Origin of the sequence: Kocuria sp. CPCC 205231, assembly GCF_040980965.1 — a bacterium.
GTDB lineage: Bacteria > Actinomycetota > Actinomycetes > Actinomycetales > Micrococcaceae > Kocuria > Kocuria rosea.
In genome coordinates this window covers 24166-41764 of sequence record NZ_JAVKPP010000020.1, presented here as the reverse complement: position 1 = coordinate 41764, position 17599 = coordinate 24166, and the positions used below count along the sequence as shown (strand labels likewise).

The 17599-nt window shown below is 72.4% G+C and carries 22 protein-coding genes and 1 pseudogene; 8 read left to right on the top strand and 15 right to left on the bottom strand.

Annotated features, from left to right (window positions below; genetic code table 11):
* Nucleotides 1-147: 147 nt before the first annotated feature.
* Nucleotides 148-1143 (top strand): IS481 family transposase, encoded by a 996-nt coding sequence (locus tag RF640_RS16970; RefSeq protein ID WP_368828442.1) that lies wholly within the window; start codon nt 148-150, stop codon nt 1141-1143.
* On the opposite strand, the gene RF640_RS16965 is transcribed toward RF640_RS16970, so the two are convergent.
* On the bottom strand, nt 1140-1553 hold the full coding sequence (locus RF640_RS16965; RefSeq protein ID WP_368828444.1) for an MBL fold metallo-hydrolase: 414 nt from the start codon (nt 1551-1553) through the stop codon (nt 1140-1142). The genes RF640_RS16970 and RF640_RS16965 overlap by 4 nt on opposite strands.
* Nucleotide 1554: 1 nt before the next feature.
* A pseudogene (locus RF640_RS16960) lies at nt 1555-1899 on the bottom strand (MBL fold metallo-hydrolase); the annotation flags it as partial.
* Nucleotides 1900-2210: 311 nt separating this feature from the next.
* Here RF640_RS16960 and RF640_RS16955 point away from each other — a divergent pair.
* Nucleotides 2211-2717: a hypothetical protein gene (locus RF640_RS16955; RefSeq protein WP_368828441.1), complete on the top strand. Its 507-nt coding sequence runs from the start codon at nt 2211-2213 to the stop codon at nt 2715-2717.
* Between the two features lie 55 nt (nt 2718-2772).
* Here the strand turns inward: RF640_RS16955 and RF640_RS16950 are convergent, their stop codons facing one another.
* The 8 genes from RF640_RS16950 to RF640_RS16915 form a co-directional block, all read right to left on the bottom strand.
* Nucleotides 2773-2940, bottom strand: a complete 168-nt coding sequence (locus tag RF640_RS16950) for a hypothetical protein (RefSeq protein WP_176475293.1) — start codon at nt 2938-2940, stop codon at nt 2773-2775.
* Nucleotides 2937-3122: a hypothetical protein gene (locus RF640_RS16945; protein ID WP_368828440.1), complete on the bottom strand. Its 186-nt coding sequence runs from the start codon at nt 3120-3122 to the stop codon at nt 2937-2939. The genes RF640_RS16950 and RF640_RS16945 overlap by 4 nt, the downstream gene beginning before the upstream one ends.
* A gap of 69 nt (nt 3123-3191) precedes the next feature.
* The gene (locus tag RF640_RS16940) at nt 3192-3704 is read right to left on the bottom strand and encodes a hypothetical protein (RefSeq protein ID WP_095650459.1); all 513 of its coding nucleotides are present in this window, start codon (nt 3702-3704) and stop codon (nt 3192-3194) included.
* A gap of 104 nt (nt 3705-3808) precedes the next feature.
* Entirely contained in the window at nt 3809-4006 is a 198-nt protein-coding gene (locus RF640_RS16935) for a hypothetical protein (RefSeq protein ID WP_368828439.1), read from the bottom strand.
* A 60-nt stretch (nt 4007-4066) separates the two neighbouring features.
* A complete protein-coding gene (locus RF640_RS16930) occupies nt 4067-4900 on the bottom strand; it encodes a hypothetical protein (protein ID WP_115162383.1) in 834 nt (277 codons plus the stop codon).
* Between the two features lie 160 nt (nt 4901-5060).
* Nucleotides 5061-7484: a S8 family serine peptidase gene (locus RF640_RS16925; protein WP_176338029.1), complete on the bottom strand. Its 2424-nt coding sequence runs from the start codon at nt 7482-7484 to the stop codon at nt 5061-5063.
* Between the two features lie 139 nt (nt 7485-7623).
* Nucleotides 7624-7884, bottom strand: coding sequence for a hypothetical protein (locus RF640_RS16920; protein WP_368828438.1), 261 nt, complete (start codon nt 7882-7884; stop codon nt 7624-7626).
* A 15-nt stretch (nt 7885-7899) separates the two neighbouring features.
* Nucleotides 7900-8166, bottom strand: coding sequence for a hypothetical protein (locus RF640_RS16915; RefSeq protein WP_368828437.1), 267 nt, complete (start codon nt 8164-8166; stop codon nt 7900-7902).
* A gap of 213 nt (nt 8167-8379) precedes the next feature.
* Between RF640_RS16915 and RF640_RS16910 the strand changes: the two genes are divergently transcribed.
* Nucleotides 8380-9237: a Bax inhibitor-1/YccA family protein gene (locus RF640_RS16910; RefSeq protein WP_368828436.1), complete on the top strand. Its 858-nt coding sequence runs from the start codon at nt 8380-8382 to the stop codon at nt 9235-9237.
* Between the two features lie 103 nt (nt 9238-9340).
* On the opposite strand, the gene RF640_RS16905 is transcribed toward RF640_RS16910, so the two are convergent.
* On the bottom strand, nt 9341-9943 hold the full coding sequence (locus RF640_RS16905; protein ID WP_109243289.1) for a nitroreductase family protein: 603 nt from the start codon (nt 9941-9943) through the stop codon (nt 9341-9343).
* 112 nt (nt 9944-10055) lie between these two features.
* On the opposite strand from RF640_RS16905, the gene RF640_RS16900 reads away from it, so the two are divergent.
* Nucleotides 10056-11468, top strand: a complete 1413-nt coding sequence (locus RF640_RS16900) for an AI-2E family transporter (RefSeq protein ID WP_368828434.1) — start codon at nt 10056-10058, stop codon at nt 11466-11468.
* A 102-nt stretch (nt 11469-11570) separates the two neighbouring features.
* Nucleotides 11571-12818, top strand: coding sequence for a threonine ammonia-lyase (ilvA, locus tag RF640_RS16895; protein ID WP_017832418.1), 1248 nt, complete (start codon nt 11571-11573; stop codon nt 12816-12818).
* A 78-nt stretch (nt 12819-12896) separates the two neighbouring features.
* On the opposite strand, the gene RF640_RS16890 is transcribed toward ilvA, so the two are convergent.
* The 3 genes from RF640_RS16890 to RF640_RS16880 form a co-directional block, all read right to left on the bottom strand.
* Complete coding sequence (locus RF640_RS16890) at nt 12897-13106, bottom strand: hypothetical protein (RefSeq protein WP_017832417.1); 210 nt, start codon at nt 13104-13106, stop codon at nt 12897-12899.
* A gap of 7 nt (nt 13107-13113) precedes the next feature.
* Entirely contained in the window at nt 13114-13617 is a 504-nt protein-coding gene (gene greA / locus RF640_RS16885) for a transcription elongation factor GreA (protein WP_017832416.1), read from the bottom strand.
* Between the two features lie 269 nt (nt 13618-13886).
* Complete coding sequence (locus RF640_RS16880) at nt 13887-14312, bottom strand: DUF4307 domain-containing protein (protein WP_017832415.1); 426 nt, start codon at nt 14310-14312, stop codon at nt 13887-13889.
* Nucleotides 14313-14516: 204 nt separating this feature from the next.
* Here RF640_RS16880 and mca point away from each other — a divergent pair, with 204 nt between their 5' ends.
* Together mca and RF640_RS16870 are read left to right on the top strand one after the other, a co-directional pair.
* Nucleotides 14517-15395, top strand: coding sequence for a mycothiol conjugate amidase Mca (gene mca, locus RF640_RS16875; RefSeq protein WP_031282471.1), 879 nt, complete (start codon nt 14517-14519; stop codon nt 15393-15395).
* Nucleotides 15396-15403: 8 nt separating this feature from the next.
* Nucleotides 15404-15775 carry a hypothetical protein gene (locus RF640_RS16870; RefSeq protein WP_017832413.1) on the top strand — a complete coding sequence of 124 codons (372 nt, stop codon included), beginning with the start codon at nt 15404-15406 and terminating at the stop codon, nt 15773-15775.
* 76 nt (nt 15776-15851) lie between these two features.
* Here RF640_RS16870 and RF640_RS16865 read toward each other — a convergent pair whose 3' ends face one another.
* Nucleotides 15852-16562, bottom strand: a complete 711-nt coding sequence (locus RF640_RS16865; RefSeq protein ID WP_031282470.1) for a hemolysin III family protein — start codon at nt 16560-16562, stop codon at nt 15852-15854.
* A 171-nt stretch (nt 16563-16733) separates the two neighbouring features.
* Between RF640_RS16865 and RF640_RS16860 the strand changes: the two genes are divergently transcribed.
* Nucleotides 16734-17495, top strand: coding sequence for an isoprenyl transferase (locus tag RF640_RS16860; protein WP_017832411.1), 762 nt, complete (start codon nt 16734-16736; stop codon nt 17493-17495).
* Nucleotides 17496-17599 lie beyond the last annotated feature (104 nt).

The window sequence follows — 17599 nt, the reverse complement described above, 5'->3', positions numbered from 1 at the left end:
GCCAACTAGCGACATCCACTGCTCACTTTTGGGCCGTCGCTACTGCTCACTTTTCGACCGTCGTTGACAGAGTCGGGCTGACACGGGAAGGCCTCCGGTAGTGAAGTGGAGCTGTCTAGTTCACCGCTTCACCCACCGGAGGCCTTCATGTCCCACGTTAACGCCGTCCTGACCCCTCGTACACGCCTACGCCTGGCCCGGCTGATCATCGAGGATCAGTGGACCTACGCCGCGGCGGCCAAGATGTTCATGGTCTCTGCCCGCACGGCCAAGAAATGGGCCGACCGCTACCGGGCCGAAGGCCAAGCCGGGATGGCTGATCGCAGCTCTCGCCCGCGCACCAGCCCGACCAAGACCGCCCCCGGGGTGGTCCGGAGGATCGTGGCCCTGCGGTGGCGACACCGACTGGGCCCAGTGCAGATCGCCGGCCGACTCGGAATGCCGGCCTCGACCGTGCATGCGGTGCTGGTGCGCTGCCGGATCAACCGGCTCTCCCGCATCGACCGGGTCACCGGCGAACCCCTGCGCCGCTACGAACACGACCATCCCGGATCACTGATCCACGTCGACGTCACCAAGTTCGGCAACATCCCCGACGGAGGTGGCTGGCGCTACCTCGGTAAGCAGCAAGGCAACCGCAACCGCGCCACCACCGATACTCAACGCCGCAAAGGCCCAGTACGTGGCCCCCTGATCGGGACCGCCTTCGTGCATACCGTGATCGATGACCACTCCCGGATGGCGTACGCGGAGATCTGCACCGATGAGAAGGCTGCCACCGCGATCGGGGTGCTGCACCGAGCCAGGGCGTGGTTCGCCGACCAGGGCGTCACCGTGGAGCGGGTGCTCTCGGACAACGGGTCCTGCTACCGCTCCCATGCCTGGGCCCAGGTCTGCGCCGAGCTGAGCATCAAGACCAAACGCACCCGCCCCTACCGGCCCCAGACCAACGGCAAGATCGAACGCTTCCACCGCACCCTGGCCGATGGCTGGGCCTACGCCCGGTTCTACCCCTCCACGGCAGAGCGCGACGATGCCCTACCGGGCTGGCTGCACTTCTACAATCATCATCGAGCCCACTCCGCACTTGGAGGCCAGCCACCGGTCACCCGCCTGACCAACCTCCCTGGACATCACATCTAGTGGATCGACAGACGCCGGCCGGCCGGCACGCGCAGGGGCGGGCCGTGGCCCGGTGCCAGGACGTCGAAGTCCGTGTCGGAGAGCAGCCGGACCGCGGTCCGCGATGCGGTCGGCAGATCGTGGTGGAACGGGTCGGCGAGAAGCTGCGGGACACCGTGCTTCTCGGCGACCATGTGGTCGGTGATCACCGCGTCGCCGGAGGCGAGCACCCCGGTGCCACCGATGAGGTAGGAGGTGTGCCCGGAGGTGTGTCCGGTGGTCGCCACCGGGCGCGGGCTCCCGGGGACGTCCAGGGCGGTCGCGTCGGGGGGTGCAAGGAGTGAGCGCCTCGGGGTCCACGGTGACGTCCTTGAGGCCGCCGACCCGGATGGCGTGGATGCTCCAGGTGAGCCACTTCCACGAGCGGGCAGCGCGGGGGAGGGACTCCTTGGGCCCGATCTGCTCGCGGGCGGTGCCGGCCATGTTCGGCACCTCGGCGGCCGAGCAGTGCACCGGGACGCCGGCGGCGACGAAGCGGCCCAGGGTGCCGATGTGGTCGGCGTGGGCGTGGGTGATGACCACGGCGTCGGGCAGGCCGGGCACCCCGGCCGCCCGCAGGGAGGCGTCGACGAGCGTGCGGTCACCGGGGTAGCCGCAGTCGATCAGGGTGCAGCTGCTGCCTTCGCGCAGGATCAGCCAGTTGGCGGCGGGGCCGGTCACCAGGGTGGTGCCGGAGCCCAGGTCGTGCAGGTTCTCCGCGGTGGTCCATCGGGTCATGCGGCTCGAAGCTCCTGGGCGAGGTTGAAGGCAGTGATGTACAGGGTGTCACGGAAGCCGGCCCAGCTCATCCGATGGGGACGCGCAACGGGCCCGAAAGTACGCCACCAAGCCGATCCTTCGAGAACTCACCACCGGCGGCTACCGACCCGGGCCGGAGTGCGCCGGGCTCGCCGGCGAAGATCTCCGAGGAATCCTCGGGGACCGATCGGGTAGACCGCAGCAGTGCGGACAGCGGTTCACAACTGCAACTCCTAGGCTGAGGAGTGCCGGTGGAGAGCACTGCCGGGCCGACCTGGAGGGAGCCTCACGTGGGCATCGCCGTCATGGCTCCGCTGTTCCTCGTGGTGACCGCCAACATCGTGCTCACCCTCGCGCGCAGACCGATCGCGGCACGTCTGTCGTCCACCCCGCGGCAGGTCCCGAAGGTGGCCGCCTCGCTGGCGGTGACGTCCTTCCACGTCGCGATCCTGGCGATGAGCGTGGTGTTCACCGTGATGCTGATGCTCCAGGTGCTCTACGCCAATCCGTCGGTCTTCGCGACCGTAGCCCCTGTTGGGGCACTGGCCCTGTTCGCGATCTTCTACGCTCAGGCACGCTTCATGTCGGAGAAGATGGCACGCAGCGTCCATCGCAGCTGGCGGATCGGTGCGGCTCGCGGTGAGACCGCGGAGATCTACGCCGAGGTGTTCCGTGCACGGTCCTGGATCCTGGCCCTGGGACTGATCGGTCCGGTGCTGGTGCTGCTGGCCAGGGTGTTCTTCTTCGGGGCGCTGGGCGATGTCGGGCAGATGCCGGCCGGGATGCTGCTGGAATGAGCGCTATTCTTCCCCGTCCTGGTGGTTCCGGCGCAGATCCCGAGCGCGACGCCTCTCACAGCACGCCTTCGCCGACGTCTTCGTCGTCGGGCTCCTCGTCGGGCCGGTCCTCGGATGCGGTCACGACGCTTCCTTGCTCCTGCGCGCGTGCTGGGCTCGACGCCGCCGCCGCACCATGCGCCGGAAACACTCCGCCGCGGCGACCTCGCCGGTCCTGCGTCATCGGGACGCCTCCATCCCCGGGTCGCGGCGGGGCCGGGCGTCCCAGGCCATCCGGGTCCCCAGGAACACGGCGCCGATGCCCGTGATGAACCAGTCCCACTCCCCGAGAATGAGACGGATCCCGATGACCCAGGCGATGAGGATGACGACGTCCAGCGTCAGCAGCCTGGCCCGTCTCGACAAAGTGGACCTCCCGGATCGCCGTCGTGGTCCTCGCATCGTGCCACGCAGCAACCAGGACGGTCTGACCCCTCATTCGGGGGCGGCCGGCGCCGGCGGGATCCCGCGGAGGGCGTCCATCGTCCTGGCGTGAGCGGACTCCGTCCGAGCACCCAGGATGAACGCCGTCCCGATGATGGGTCCGATCACCCAGGCCGAGGAGAATCCGGCCACGACGAGCAGCAGCACGGTCACCGCCCAGGCCACCACCCCGGCCATCCAGCACAGCACCACCGTCGGTGTCGCCGTGGTCACGTAGTCGGTGGTCCGCGGCAGCACCTCCGGGTCGCCCTCTTCCTCGAGCTTCTGGTGCCTGGCCCGGGTGCGGGAGTGCATCACGAAGCACACCGTCAGAGTGATCAGCCCGGCGACGGCATTGGACAGTCCGTACCCGCCGGTGGCGAGCACCCAGTCCCACACCGCCGTGCCTACCGTGTCGAGGACGAAGGTGGTGGCGAAGTACGCCGGGATCCACCACCACCGGAACGCCCACCGCTCGCGCGGCGCACCGGCACTGCCGGCGTCGCCGATCCCCTCCGTGCTCACGCGCCACCCCCCGCCCTCGGACCACCCGTGGGGACAGCGTAGTCAGCAGCGCCGGTGCCGTCTCCGCACACATGAGTGGTGAGCCAGGCGTGGCGCACGGATCCTCAGCCGGTGCGGCCGGTGGTGTGCAGCGCGCGGAGGCAGGCCCAGGCGTGCCGCGCCCGCACGACCTGGGTGACAGCCAGGGCACCGGTGACGACGGCGAACGCCGCCCACGGCGGCTGCGGCACCAGGAGCCGGGCGACCAGGAACTCGATGAGCAGCACCGGCCGCCACGGGGTGTGCTGCGTCAGCGGGTCCACCTCGCCACGGTAGGGGGAACGGGCGGTCCAGGCGGCCGAGTCCCTGCTCGGAGGTGTGTCTCAGCGCGGCAGGTGGCGCTGCAGCCACAGCGTGCACCACAGCTTCAGCCGCAGCTCGTCCCAGCCGGAGACGTCCACGACCAGCGCGGCGGGCCCGTACCGGTGCACCGACTCGACGCCGTCGCGGTCGCACAGCTCGTCGATCAGCTGCTCCACGACCTGCGGGTGCAGGGTCGGGATGTCCTCGCGCAGCCCCACGTCGAAGCAGTCGACCTCGGCGACCACCGTCACCAGCGGCTCTTCGACGGCGGCGGCCTCCGGGCCCCCGCCGTGGAGGGCGTCCACGGTCCGGCGGATGTGGGCGAGCATCTCGGTCCCGGTCATCGGGGCGCGCCCGTGGGCGGACTGGTAGGCGCTGTAGAGCGGGATGCCGGGGAGGAAGACCTGGTGGTGGTCCGAGCCCAGCACCGGGTAGTTGAGCAGCGGGTGGTCGGCGATCAGGTGCTCGCCGACCTGCCAGGTCGCCTCCGGTGCCGCGTCGCCGACGAGCTGCCCGAGGTAGGAGACGAAGCCGTCCAGCAGCGCGATGGTGGCGGCCGGCGGGTGCGGGTCCACGAGCTTGCCGTGCCGGGCCCAGCTCGGCCACGCGGGGCGGGTGGGGTCCTCGGCGAGCGGACGCGGGTCCACGCCGAGCTCGGAGGTCCGGGCGCTGATCCAGGCCCACAGCGGGGACAAGGAGTAGAGGGAGCCGTCGAGCATCTCGTCGGGCTCCAGGCCGTGCTCGGCCAGTGCCGCGCGCAGGCGCTCGAGTGCCGGACCGCGCTCGGCGAGGTACGTGTCGAGCGCGTCCGCGGCCTGGCGCGCCGTCATCCACTCGTACAGCAGAGTCCCCATGGGCGTGACTCTACTGCGGGGACGCCGGTGGCGGGACCGGTGGGGCGGCCGGCCCGTGGACTCCGGGACCTCGGCGCGTACGGTGCCCAGCAGGGCGCCGGACGCGCCGCGGCCCCGCTCCGACAGGACGGAGCGGGGCCGCGGCGGGACCGGTGCCGGGTCAGCGGTAGTCGATCCGGATGGATCCTCCCGGGCGCCAGGTGATGGAACCGCCCTGGTAGTACTGCACCACGGAGCGGTCGGCGCGGGTGATCTCACCCGTCCGGGGGAAGCCCAGGCGGCTCTTCGTGCCGCCGAGCGCCACGTAGGCGTTGCCGATCGAGCCCTTGGTCTCCTGGGCGTAGGTCCTGGGGCTCCAGTAGATCCGGCCCTTCTGGAACACCTGGTAGACGCCGCCCGTGCCGGTGGACGCCTCGTCGGTGGTGGGGTAGCCCAGGGCACCGGCCGTGCCGCCGGAGCGGTTGTGCTGGGCGCCGATCGAGCCCTTGAGGGCGTGCGCCCCGCCGGCGGCGCTCCAGACGATCCGGCCCTTCTGGAAGGACTGGGAGGTGCCACCCCGTCCGTCGGCGACGGCCCCGGACGTGGGGTAGCCCAGCGACCCGCGCTCGCTGCCGGCCCGTGAGTAGGCCGCGCTGGTGGCGCCGGTGATCGGGTGGGCGCCGTGGGCGGAGCTCCAGAGGATGCGGCCCTTCTGGAAGGTCTGGTAGAACCCCCCGATGCCGTTGCTCCGCCGGTCCGCGGTGGGGTAGCCCAGGGCGCCCTTCTCGTTGCCCGCCGCGGCGAAGACCGTCTCGATGTCCCCGGTCAAAGCGTGGGCCCCGGTGCGGGAGGACCAGAGGATCCGGCCGTTCTGGAACAGCTGGTAGGCCCCGCCGATGCCGTTGGACTTCTCGTCCGAACGGGGGAAGCGCAGGACGCCGGCGGCGGTGCCGTTGCGCTTGTAGGCGGTCTCGACGCCGCCCCGCACCCAGTAGGCGCCGGTGGCCGAGGACCAGTAGATGGTGCCCTTGGCGAAGCTCTGGCGGACCCCGCCGGCGACGGCCTGCTCGTGGGAGGTCGGGGCCCCGGTCTGGCTCTTGATCCGCTGGTACAGGGCCCCGATCGCGCCCTTGGTGGTGTAGGTCGGGGTGGGCGCGGCCGGTGCGGCGGTGTCGGCGGCCTTCGTGATCCACAGCGCGTCGTGGGAGTTCAGCGTCTTGCCCCCGGGGAGGCTGTCCCAGGCGTCCCCGGAGTCGAGGATCAGCTGCTTGTACTGGTCGGAGCTCAGCGTCGGGTTCTTCTGCTTGAGCAGGGCCAGGGTCCCGGCCACGTGCGGGGTGGCCATCGACGTGCCGTAGTCGAAGCGGCTGTTGGGCGCGACCGGTCCCCGGGTGCCCGTGTTGCCCGCGGACAGGATGTGGTGGCCCGGGGCGTAGATGTCCACGGCGCCGCCGTGGTTGGAGTAGCTGGCCCGCACCCGGTCCGAGCCGATGGCCCCGACCGTGATGACGTTGTAGCAGTTGCCCGGGGCGTACTCGATCGCCGGGCGGCCGCTGTTGCCCGCGGCCACGGCCACCGGGATGTTCCGGAACCAGGCGGTGTTGATGGCGTTCTGCAGCGTGGCCGGGCACCCCCCGCCCATGGACAGGGACATGTTGATCACGTCGGCGCGCTTGCGCGGGGCGGGGGCCCCGGCCACGGCGTCGCCGGCCAGCCAGCGCACGGCGTCGGCCATGTCGGAGACGTAGCCGAAGCCGCACGCGCCCAGGGCCCGGGCGTTGAGCAGGGTGGCGTCGGGGGCGATGCCCACGGTGCCGTAGCTGTCCCGCTTGGCTGCGACGGTGCCGGCCACGTGCGTGCCGTGCCAGATGGAGTTGGTGGCCGCGGAGCCGGCGTAGCACTGGCCGGCCGTGGAGTAGGTGCCCGGGTCCCGCGGGTCCGAGTCCCGGCCGTTGCCGTCGTTGCCGAGGGCGGCCGTGGAGACGAAGTCGTAGCCGCCGATGGTCTGGGAGTCCAGGTCGGGGTGGTTGGCGAAGCCGGTGTCGACGACCCCGACGGTCACGCCCTTGCCGGTGGCGGTGTCCCACGCCTCGAAGGCGCGCAGGTTGGTGAGTGCCCACAGGGACGGGACGTCCGGGTCCGCGGCGGTCGCGGCGACGGAGCCCATGTCCTCCGGTTCCCCCTCGTCCGAGCCCGGGATCCGGGCGGTCGAGACGAGCCGGTCGGGCTCGGCGTAGGCCACGGCCGGGTCCTTGGTGAGCTCCTCGGCCAGCTTCTCGGCCTGGTCGGTCGAGACCTCGCCGGCCAGCTCGACGACGGCCGCACCGTCGCCGGTGGTCCGGACCTCGGTGGTGTCCTCGGCCTCCGGGACGTGGGCCTCGGCGGCGGCGTCCTCGACGACCTGCTCCGACTCGGCGTCGGTCACGGGGGTGCGGTACTTGACGATCATCCGGTCGGTGATCTCGGGCGGGGCCTCGGCGCTGACCTGCTGGGCGGACAGGGTCGTGGCGTTCTCGGCGGGGGCGGCGGTCGCGGGCGTGAGAGGAGCCAGCACGAGGGCCAGGGAGAGGGCGGACAGGGTGGGGGCGAGCATGGATCGTTGCATGGGCGAACTCCTGGGGGCTGGGGGGATCCCGGAAAAGGTTCTCACATGCAAATCAATGCGAACAGATCTAAAACAAGATCACGGCTTCATCACGAAGTGTGACGCCAGCCCCGTCGGCCCACGGTCCCGTCGGGGCGGTTCAGGCCGTCCCCACCAGCACGGCGAGCCACTCGAGATGGCGCAGCAGCGAGGGGACGCCCGCGGTCAGCAGGGCCACGGCGGTCGCGGACGTCGCGCGGCCCAGGTGCCTCCGCGCGGAGGCGCGGGCGCCGCGGGACCGGCGGCGGGCGGCCGGGGCCAGGTCGAGCGCGACCTGGACGAGGCTCCACAGGGCAGTGGCGCCCGCCCCGGCGACGACGAGGCAGCCGTAGAGGATGACGGCTCCGGGCAGCGGGACCACGGGGCGTGCCGCCGCTCAGCCCGCGAGGACGGCGGCGGTCAGGCCCGCGGCGAGCACCGCGGCCACCGCCCAGGTGAGCCTGTAGGCCCGGCGGTAGTGCTCCTCGCTGCGGAGCTCGAGCCAGGCGGCGGTCGCCGGGGCGGCGTCCGGAGAGGTCCGCGCGCGCTCCAGCCGGCCGATCGCCCCGAGGTAGCGGCTCCAGTGCAGGACGGCCAGGGCCCCGACGGCGAGCAGCACCGGGATCGCGGCCAGCGGCACCCAGTGGGCGGGGGACTCGGGCATGAGGGGCCTCCGGATCGGGACAGCGGTCGTTCTCCCCAGCATGTGTGCACCTGCAAAGACCTGTCTGTCCGCTCTCCTGGGGGCCGGGACCTGCGCCGGCCGGGCCGCCCGCACGCCCTCGGCTTAAGCACAGCAGTTCTCATGCTTTCGTCAGGCAGGCCTTGCTACGCTGGTCGCACATCTCGCACATCAGTGCCACGGAAGGACCCCTCAATGGCCGGCGGTAACCCGCTTCTCCGCGATCTCTCGAAGCCGGGCGCAGGCAGCGCCCAGTCCCACGGGAACCAGTACGGACAGACCTCCTACGGAACCCCCTACCAGCAGCAGCCCGGCTACCAGCAGGGCGCCCCGTACTCGGCCGAGCGCCTGGACTCGATGTACAACGCCCCGGCCGCCGGGACGAACCAGACCGGCCGGATGACCTACGACGACGTCATCATGCGCACCGCCACGGTGCTCGGTGCCGTGGTCGTCGGCGCGCTCGCCGGCTGGATCATGCCGATCCTCACCATCCCCGGCGCCCTCGTCGGTCTCGTCCTCGGCCTGGTCAACGCCTTCAAGCGCGAGCCCTCGCCCGCGCTGATCCTCGCCTACGGCCTGTTCCAGGGCATGTTCCTGGGCGGCATCTCGGGGATGTTCGAGGCCATGTACCCGGGCATCGTGGTGCAGGCCGTCATCGGCACCATCGCCGTGTTCGTCTCGGTGCTCGTGCTCTTCCGCTCCGGCAAGGTCCGGGCCTCCCCGCGCGCCACCAAGATCTTCATGGTCGCGCTCATGGCCTACGCCGTCTTCGCGCTGGTCAACCTGGGCGCGGTGCTGCTGTTCGGCTTCAACATCCGCACGGACAGCCCGCTCGGCCCCTGGCTGGGCCTGCTCATCGGCGCCGTGGCCATCCTGCTCGCGGCCTACAGCTTCGTGCTGGACTTCGACAACATCAAGCGCGGTGTCGAGGTCGGCGTCCCCGAGAAGATGGCCTGGTCCGCGGCCTTCGGCCTGACGGTCACGCTGATCTGGACCTACGTCGAGATCCTGCGCATCCTGGCGATCATCCGGGAGATGACCTCGAACTAGGTCCAGGCCCCGGCTGCACCACCCACGACGGCCCGGCACCCGCGCACCGCGGGTCCCGGGCCGTCGTCGTGCCGCGACCCGCGGGCGGACGCGGAGGAGGGGCTCAGTGGTACGAGATCCGGGGCCCGGGCGTGGGGCGGGTGGCCGTGTGCTCGGCGGCCACGGCGCGGGGCGGGCGGCCCACGAACAGCCAGCCGAGCAGCTTCTCCTCCTCCGTCAGCCCGTAGAACGCGCGGACCGCGTCCTCGCCCTCGCCGTCCCGGTGGGCCCACACGGTGCCCCAGCCGGCGGCCCAGAACGCGGCCTCGAGCAGGGGGCGGGCCCCGTGCGCCGCGTTCAGCTGCTCCTTCCGCGGGACGCCCAGGGTGCCGTCGGGGCTGAAGACGAGCGCGCACCCCAGGCCGCCCGTGCTCGCCCACTTCAGGGCGCCCCGGAAGGCCGCGAGCCGGCGCAGCTGCTTGCCCTTGAGCCGGGGGAAGGGCGCCGACATGTTGGGCACCCGGGTCAGCCCCGCCAGCGCGGCCGCGAGCTCCGGCGCGGAGCGGCGGGTGGTCACGGCCACCCGCCAGCTCAGGCCCGGATCGGCCGCCGCGGTCCCCGCGGCGGCGCGGAGCACGGCCTCCAGCTCCTCCCGCGGCGGAGCGTCCGGGGTCAGGCCGGGAGCCGGCCGGCGCTGGGCGAGAACGCGGAGGAAAGTGCGTGACATCCCGCCAGTCTTCCACCGCGCGCGCCCCGCGTGCCGGACCGGCCCGCGGAATCGTCGTCCGGCCCCGGCCGGGGGGCGCCCGGCGGTCGGACCGCCGTGCCAAGATGGCTCCATGCCTTCGACATCGCACGACGCCGAGCGGCCGCTGCGGCCGGGACCCGGCACCGAGCTCCCCCCGCTGCACGGCAACGCCGCGGGTGGCGTCGCGGTCTCGGTGCGGGTGGCCGCGGCGTGGTCGTGGCGGCTCATCATCATCCTCGCGGCCGTGGGGCTGCTCGGGTACATGCTGTCGACGATCACGGTGGTCATCATCCCCGTGCTCATCGCCGGCCTGCTCGCCGGGCTCCTGTTCCCGCTGGTGAAGTGGTTGCGCGGACAGCACGTGCCGGCGGGCCTGGCCTCGGGCACCGCGGTGCTCGTGCTCATCGGCCTCGTGACGGGTCTGCTCGTGCTCGCCGGCCGGCAGATCGTGCTGGGCTTCGCGCAGCTGTCCGAGAACGTGGTGGTCGGCACCCAGCAGCTGCTGGGCTGGCTCGAGGACGGGCCGCTGAACCTCAGCGCCGACAGCGTGAACGACTGGATCGACGACCTCGGCACCACGATCCAGGACAACAGCGAGGCCATCCTCTCGGGCGCCATGTCCTTCGGCTCGACGGCGGGCAACGTGCTGACCGGCATCATCATCATGCTCTTCACCCTGCTGTTCTTCCTCATGGACGGCGAGCGGATCTGGCTCTTCCTCGTCCGGCTGTTCCCGGTCAGCGCGCGGCGGGCCGTCAACGGCGCCGGCCGCCGGGGTTGGACCTCGCTCGTGCAGTACGCCCGCATCCAGGGCTTCGTGGCGTTCGTGGACGCCGTGGGCATCGGGCTCGGCGCGGCGCTGCTCGGCGTCCCCCTCGCCCTGCCCATCGGCATCCTCGTGTTCCTGGGCTCCTTCATCCCGATCGTGGGCGCCGTGCTCACCGGCGCGGTCGCCGTGCTCGTCGCCCTCGTGGCCAACGGCTTCGGCACCGCCCTGGCCATGCTCGCCGTGGTGCTGCTGGTGCAGCAGATCGAGTCCAACGTCCTGCAGCCGCTCGTGATGGGCCGGGCCGTGTCCCTGCACCCCCTCGCGGTCTTCCTCGCCGTCGCGTCCGGCACCATCCTCTTCGGCATCGCGGGCGCCCTGTTCGCGGTGCCCGTGATGGCCTTCCTCAACACGGTGGTGCGCTACCTCGTGGGCGGGACGTGGAAGGCGGACGACGAGATCCCGTGGGAGCCGTACTACTTCCCGTGGGAGATCAAGAAGCACGCGCGCAAGAACGATCTCACCCGCGACCAGGTCATGGCCCAGCTCCAGCGCTTCCGCCGGACCCGCGCGAAGGAACGGCTGCAGGCCGCGCTCAAGCGCGGCCGACGGGACGACCGCGCCCGGGCCGCCGCCGGCACGGGTCAGGGCCGCGGCCGCAGCGACGAGCAGGGGGTCGGCCAGGGGGCGGGTTCCGGTGCTCCCGCCTCGCCGGAGTGCACACCGGGCAGCGACTAGGATGAGGACCGCGCCCGCCGCCGGCGGGCGCTCACCGTGGCACGACCCAGCGGGTCCCGCACGGCCCCGCACCGACGCACCGACCGGGAAAGAAGACGCACCGTGAGCCTGGCCGAACTGCCCGTCCGTCTCGCCGACATCCAGGACGCCGCCACGCTCCTCGAGGGCGTGATCGACCGGACCCCGGTGACCCACTCCCGGGCGCTCTCGCGGCTCATCGGCTCCGAGGTCAACCTCAAGGCCGAGAACCTGCAGCGCGCGGGCTCCTTCAAGGTCCGCGGCGCCTACGTGCGGATGGCCAAGCTCACCGACGAGGAGAAGGCCCGCGGTGTCGTGGCGGCCTCCGCCGGCAACCACGCGCAGGGGGTCGCCCTCGCCGCCGCCAAGCTGGGCATCACCGCCCGCATCTACATGCCGCTGGGCGCTGCCCTGCCCAAGATCGCCGCGACCCAGGACCACGGCGCCGAGGTGATCCTGCACGGCACCAGCGTGGACGAGGCCCTCGCCGAGGCCCAGCGCCACGCCACCGCGACCGGGGCGGTGTTCGTCCACCCCTTCGACCACCCGGACATCGTGGCCGGGCAGGGCACGCTCGGCCTCGAGGTGCTCGAGCAGGTGCCCGACGTCGACACCGTCATCACCGGGGTGGGCGGCGGGGGGCTGCTCGCCGGCATGGCCGTGGCGGTCAAGGCCCGCGCCGAGCAGCTCGGCCGGCCGATCCGGCTCATCGGCGTGCAGGCGGAGAACGCCGCCGCCTACCCGCCGTCCCTCGCGGGGGACGCGCTCGTGACCCTCGACCGGGTCTCGACCATTGCCGACGGCATCGCCGTGGGCAAACCCGGGCAGCTGCCGTTCAGCATCATCAAGGAGCTCACCGACGACGTCGTGACGGTCTCGGAGGACTCCCTCGCCCAGGCGCTGATCTTCCTGCTCGAGCGCAACAAGCTCGTGGTGGAGCCCGCCGGCGCCGTCGGCGTCGCGGCCCTTCTGGATGGCCGCCTGCAGGCCGCGTACCCGGACCTCGGCAACACCGTGGTGGTGCTCTCGGGCGGCAACGTGGACCCCATGCTCATGCTCAAGGTCATCCAGCGGGGGCTCTCCGCCGCCGGCCGGTACATGACCATCAAGATGATGCTCACCGACCGCCCGGGCGAGCTCGCCCGCATCTCCGAGCTCATCGCCGTCCAGGACGCCAACGTCACCGGCGTGGACCACACCCGGATCGGCGGCTCGCTCAGCCTGGGCGACGTGTCCATCACCATCGACATGGAGACCAAGGGGCACGAGCACTGCCGTCAGATCCTCCGGGCGCTCGAGGCGGAGGGCTACCACCCCGTCGTCGTGCACTGACCGCCGCCGGGCACCGGCCCCGGACGACGACGGCGCCGGTCCCCGCGGGGACCGGCGCCGGTGTCGGCGGGGGCGGCGTCAGGTGCGGCGCCGGCCGGTGAGGTAGGTGACGAACGCGCTGACGAACGTCGCGAAGACGAAGACGTTGCGCAGGCTGCCGGGGGCGCTCGCGGCGGGGTCGCCCTGACCCGCGAAGTGCAGCACCACGGCCACGACCCCGAGCACCGCCGTCAGGACCATCAGGGCCTTGGTGCCGGGGCCGGGGCTGCGCAACCAGTGGGTCGTCACGGGAGCCTCAGACCTTGAACGGCTTGGCGTCCAGGATCTTGACCGGGATCTCCTTGCCGTTGGGAGCGGTGTAGGACAGCTCGTCCCCGACCCGGTGGCCGGAGATCGCGGAGCCCATCGGGGACTTCTCGGAGAAGACCTCCAGCTCGCTGCCGGCGGCCAGGTCCTCGGCCACCTCGCGGGAGCCGATGAGGAAGGTCATCGCCTCGCCGGCGATCTCCGCGGTGACGACCATGCCGGCCTCGACGACCCCGTCGTCGGCAGGGGCCTCGCCGACCTGGGCGTTCTCGAGCAGGTTCTTGAGGTGGACGATGCGCCCCTCGTTCTTGCTCTGCTCCTCGCGGGCGGCGTGGTAGCCGCCGTTCTCCTTGAGGTCGCCCTCCGAGCGCGCCTGGTCGATGCGCTCCACGATCTCGTGCCGGTACGGGCCGGAGATGTGGTCGAGCTCCTTCTTCAGGCGGTCGTAGGCCTCCTGGGTCAGCCAGGCGCCGGTCTTGTTCGTGGTGGTCACAATCTCTCCTCGGTGAACGGGCGGTCGGGCCGCGGCAGTCCTCCCGGGGTCCGGGCGGGTCCGCGGCGGACCGGGACGACGGCGTGGGGGCCGCCGGCGGTGCGGGGGTCCGCTACGCAAAGACCCCGCCCCGGTGCGGGTCGTCCGTTTCGGACGGTGTCCGGCTGCCGGGGACGGGGAGTCCTGCTGCCCAGTCTAGGCGGGGCGGGCGGACAAGCCCAAAGGCTCGACGGCGGCGGCGACACACGGGCGGGACGACCGCCGGGGGCTCAGTCCTCGAGCCAGCAGGAGTCCACGACCGCGGTGGTCGCCAGGTTGGTGGTGCGCACGGCCGCGCGGTGGGAGCTCGTCCCGCCGTCGCCCAGCCGGTCCTCGGGCACGGCCCCGATGGTCACCTCGGACCAGCCCACCACGGCGTACTCCTGGTTGAGGGCCTGCACCGCGCACGTGACGACGTCCTCGGGACGCTTGGTGAGCTCGAAGTCCGCCGTGGCCCGCGCCTCCGAGACCACCTCGAAGCCGATGTCCTTGAACGTGGGGGCGCTCTGCCGCGCCGTGACCACCCAGACGACGAAGACGGCGGTGACCAGGGTGGCCGCCAGCGCGAGACCGATCCAGCCGCGCGTCCCGATCCGGCGCTCGCGGCGGGGCGCTCCGTAGCGGTCGCGGAGCAGGTCTGGGGAGTCGGTGGACACGGCGGCCTCGGGTCTCGGGGGCAAGGGGGCGGCGCCGGGCCCGGCGACCGCCCGACCACTGTAGCCGAGGCCCCTGGGAGCACCCCGGGCGCAGGACCGCCCGGCGAACGCGTAAAATGGGCGGCGGCCCGTGCCCGCACCGGCCGCTTCCCCGACTCCCCGACCGTTCCCGAGAGGACCTCCCGAGTGACCTCCCTGTCAGAGATGCGCCTGCTGGCCGTCCACGCCCACCCCGACGACGAGTCGAGCAAGGGCGCCGCGACCATGGCCCACTACGTCCGGCAGGGGGTCGAGGTCATGGTGGCCACGTGCACCGGTGGGGAGCGGGGCTCGATCCTCAACGCCGAGATGGAGGGCCACCCGCACGCCGAGCGGGACCTGACCGGTCTGCGCCGGCACGAGATGGCGCAGGCGGCCGCCGCGCTGGACGTCGACCACCGCTGGCTCGGCTTCATGGACTCGGGGCTGCCCGAGGGGGACCCGCTGCCGCCGCTGCCGTGGGGCTGCTTCGCCCTGCAGCCGCTCGAGCGCGCCGCCGCGCCCCTGGTCCGGCTCGTGCGCCGGTTCCGCCCGCACGTGATCCTGACCTACGACGAGAACGGCGGCTACCCGCACCCGGACCACATCCAGACGCACAACGTCTCCGTCGAGGCGTTCCGCGCCGCCGGCGACCCCGAGCGGTACCCCGGCCTCGGCGAGCCGTGGACCCCGCAGAAGCTCTACTACGACCGGGCCTTCAACCTGGAGCGCTTCGTGGCCCTGCACGAGGCCCTCGAGGAGCGCGGCCTGCAGTCCCCGTACGCGGCCCGGATCGCGATGCTGCAGGAGAGCGACCCGGAGGGCCACCGCCCGCCGGCCCCCCGGCACGAGACCACCACCAAGGTGCGCTGCCCGGACACGTTCGCGCTGCGGGACGAGGCGCTGCGCAGCCACCGGACCCAGGTGGCGCCGGACGGGATGTTCTTCGCCGTCTCCGCCGAGCTGCAGTCCCAGGTGTGGCCGTGGGAGGACTACGTCCTGGCGGAGTCCCGGGTGCCGACCGACCTGCCGGAGCACGACCTGTTCGCCGGGATCGTGGGCTGAGCGCCGGGATGACCACCGTGCTGAACGTGCTCGCCCTGCTGCCGGCGATGGCGCCCAACCCGATCGACGAGGGCACGCTGCGCCCCGGCCTGGACCCGAGCCAGGTGACCCCCGGGATGCTGGGGTTCCTCATGACGCTGCTGCTGGCCGTGGCCGTCATCTTCCTCGTGCGCGACTTCAACCGCCGCAACCGGCGGCTGCGCTACCGCGCGGAGTACGCCGAGCGCCGCGCCGCGGAGGAGCGGGCCGGCGGCCCCGCCGGGACCGACAGCGCCGGGACGGACGGCGCCGACGCCAGGACCGGCGCCGACGGCGACCGGGCCGGGGGAGGGCCGGCGGCGCGGGCCGAGGAGCCGGAGGGGCCCGCCCCGCGCGGCTGAGGCAAGAGCCCGGCCCCGCAGGCGCGGCCCCCGGGGCCCGCGGAGCCCGGTGAGCGGGTGGGCGGGGCGGAGCCGCTCAGCGGAGCATCGCGAGCATGATCGCCACGTAGTGCAGCACGAAGCCCAGCACCGTGAAGGCGTGGAAGACCTCGTGGAAGCTGAACACCTCGGGGAGCAGGCGCGGCCGCCGGGTGCCGTAGACCACGGCGCCGGTGATGTAGGCGATGCCGCCGGCGGCGGTCAGCGCGGCCGCCGGGGGGCTGATCTGCCAGAACTGCGGCAGGTAGAAGAGGGCCAGGCAGCCCATCACCACGTACAGCGGCGTGTACAGCCAGCGGGGCGCCAGGGTCCACAGCAGCCGGAAGAGCACCAGACCGGCGGCGCAGGACCAGATCACGACCAGTAGCAGCCGGGACTGCGGCGGGTCCAGCAGCGCGACCGCCAGCGGGGTGTAGGTGCCGGCGATCAGCAGCGCGATGTTCGAGTGGTCCATCCGGCGCAGGACCATGTGCAGCCGACGGGGCCAGTAGGCGCGGTGGTAGATCGCCGACACGCCGAACAGCAGGATGCCCGTCACGCCGTACACGGCGCACGCGATCCGCAGCTCGGTGCTGGGCGCCAGCAGGATCGCCACGAGACCCAGGGCGACGACGACGGGCGTGAAACTCGCGTGGATCCAGCCCCGCCACGCGGGCTTGCGCTCCACGAGTCCCTCGATCCCGTGCTCGACCGCCTCCTCGACGCGGCCGGCGGCCCGGCGGGCGGCGCTGTGCGTGTGCTCCATCATGTTCCTCCCGGCGTGCTGTGCGTGAGTCCGTCCGGTCTCCCACCGGGTAGTTTAGGAGGCGTCGCCGAGAGCCGGCCGGGTCCGTGACCACCACCACGCCCGGCACCGTGGCCCCCACCACGTCCGGCCCGACCCCCGACACCGTGCGCGAGAACCCGGGAGGAAGCACAGATGCCCAAGCCACGGCCGCTCTACCGGTTCTACGAGCGCCGGCTCTCCGCCGAGCTCGACCCGCGGCGGCTGCCCAAGCACGTCGGCGTCCTCGTGGACGGCAACCGGCGGTGGGCCAAGCAGTTCGGCGCCTCGACCGCGGACGGGCACAAGGCGGGCGCTCAGAAGATCGTCGAGTTCCTCGGCTGGTGCCGGGAGCTGGACATCGAGGTGGTCACCCTCTACATCCTCTCGACCGAGAACCTCAAGCGCCCGGCCGCGGAGCTGGAACCCCTGCTCGAGATCATCTCCGATCTCATGGACACGCTCACCGAGACGGGCATCTGCCGGGTCCAGCCCGTCGGCGCCCTCGAGATGCTGCCGCCGCAGCTCGCGGCGTGCCTGGCCGACCTCACGGAGCGCACCGCGGGCAACGCCGGCCCGCACCTGAACATCGCGGTCGGCTACGGGGGCCGGCAGGAGATCGTGGACGCGGTGCGGGAGGTCCTCACCGATGCCCTCGACGCCGGCGCGGACGTCCGGGAGCTCGCGCAGAGCCTGTCCGTGGAGGACATCTCCCAGCACCTCTACACGCGCGGGCAGCCGGACCCGGACCTGCTGATCCGCACCTCGGGCGAGCAGCGGCTGTCCGGGTTCCTCATGTGGCAGTCCGCCTACAGCGAGTACTACTTCTGCGAGGCGCTGTGGCCGGACTTCCGGCGCGTCGACTTCCTGCGGGCGCTGCGGGACTACGCCTCGCGGCAGCGGCGCTTCGGCGGCTGAGCCCACCGGACCCCGCCCGTCGTCGTCCCGGACGCCGTCCCCGGTCGCGGCGCCGGGCACGTCCGGGGCGGTCGCTGGCAATTTGTGCGCCGTTCACCGTTTCT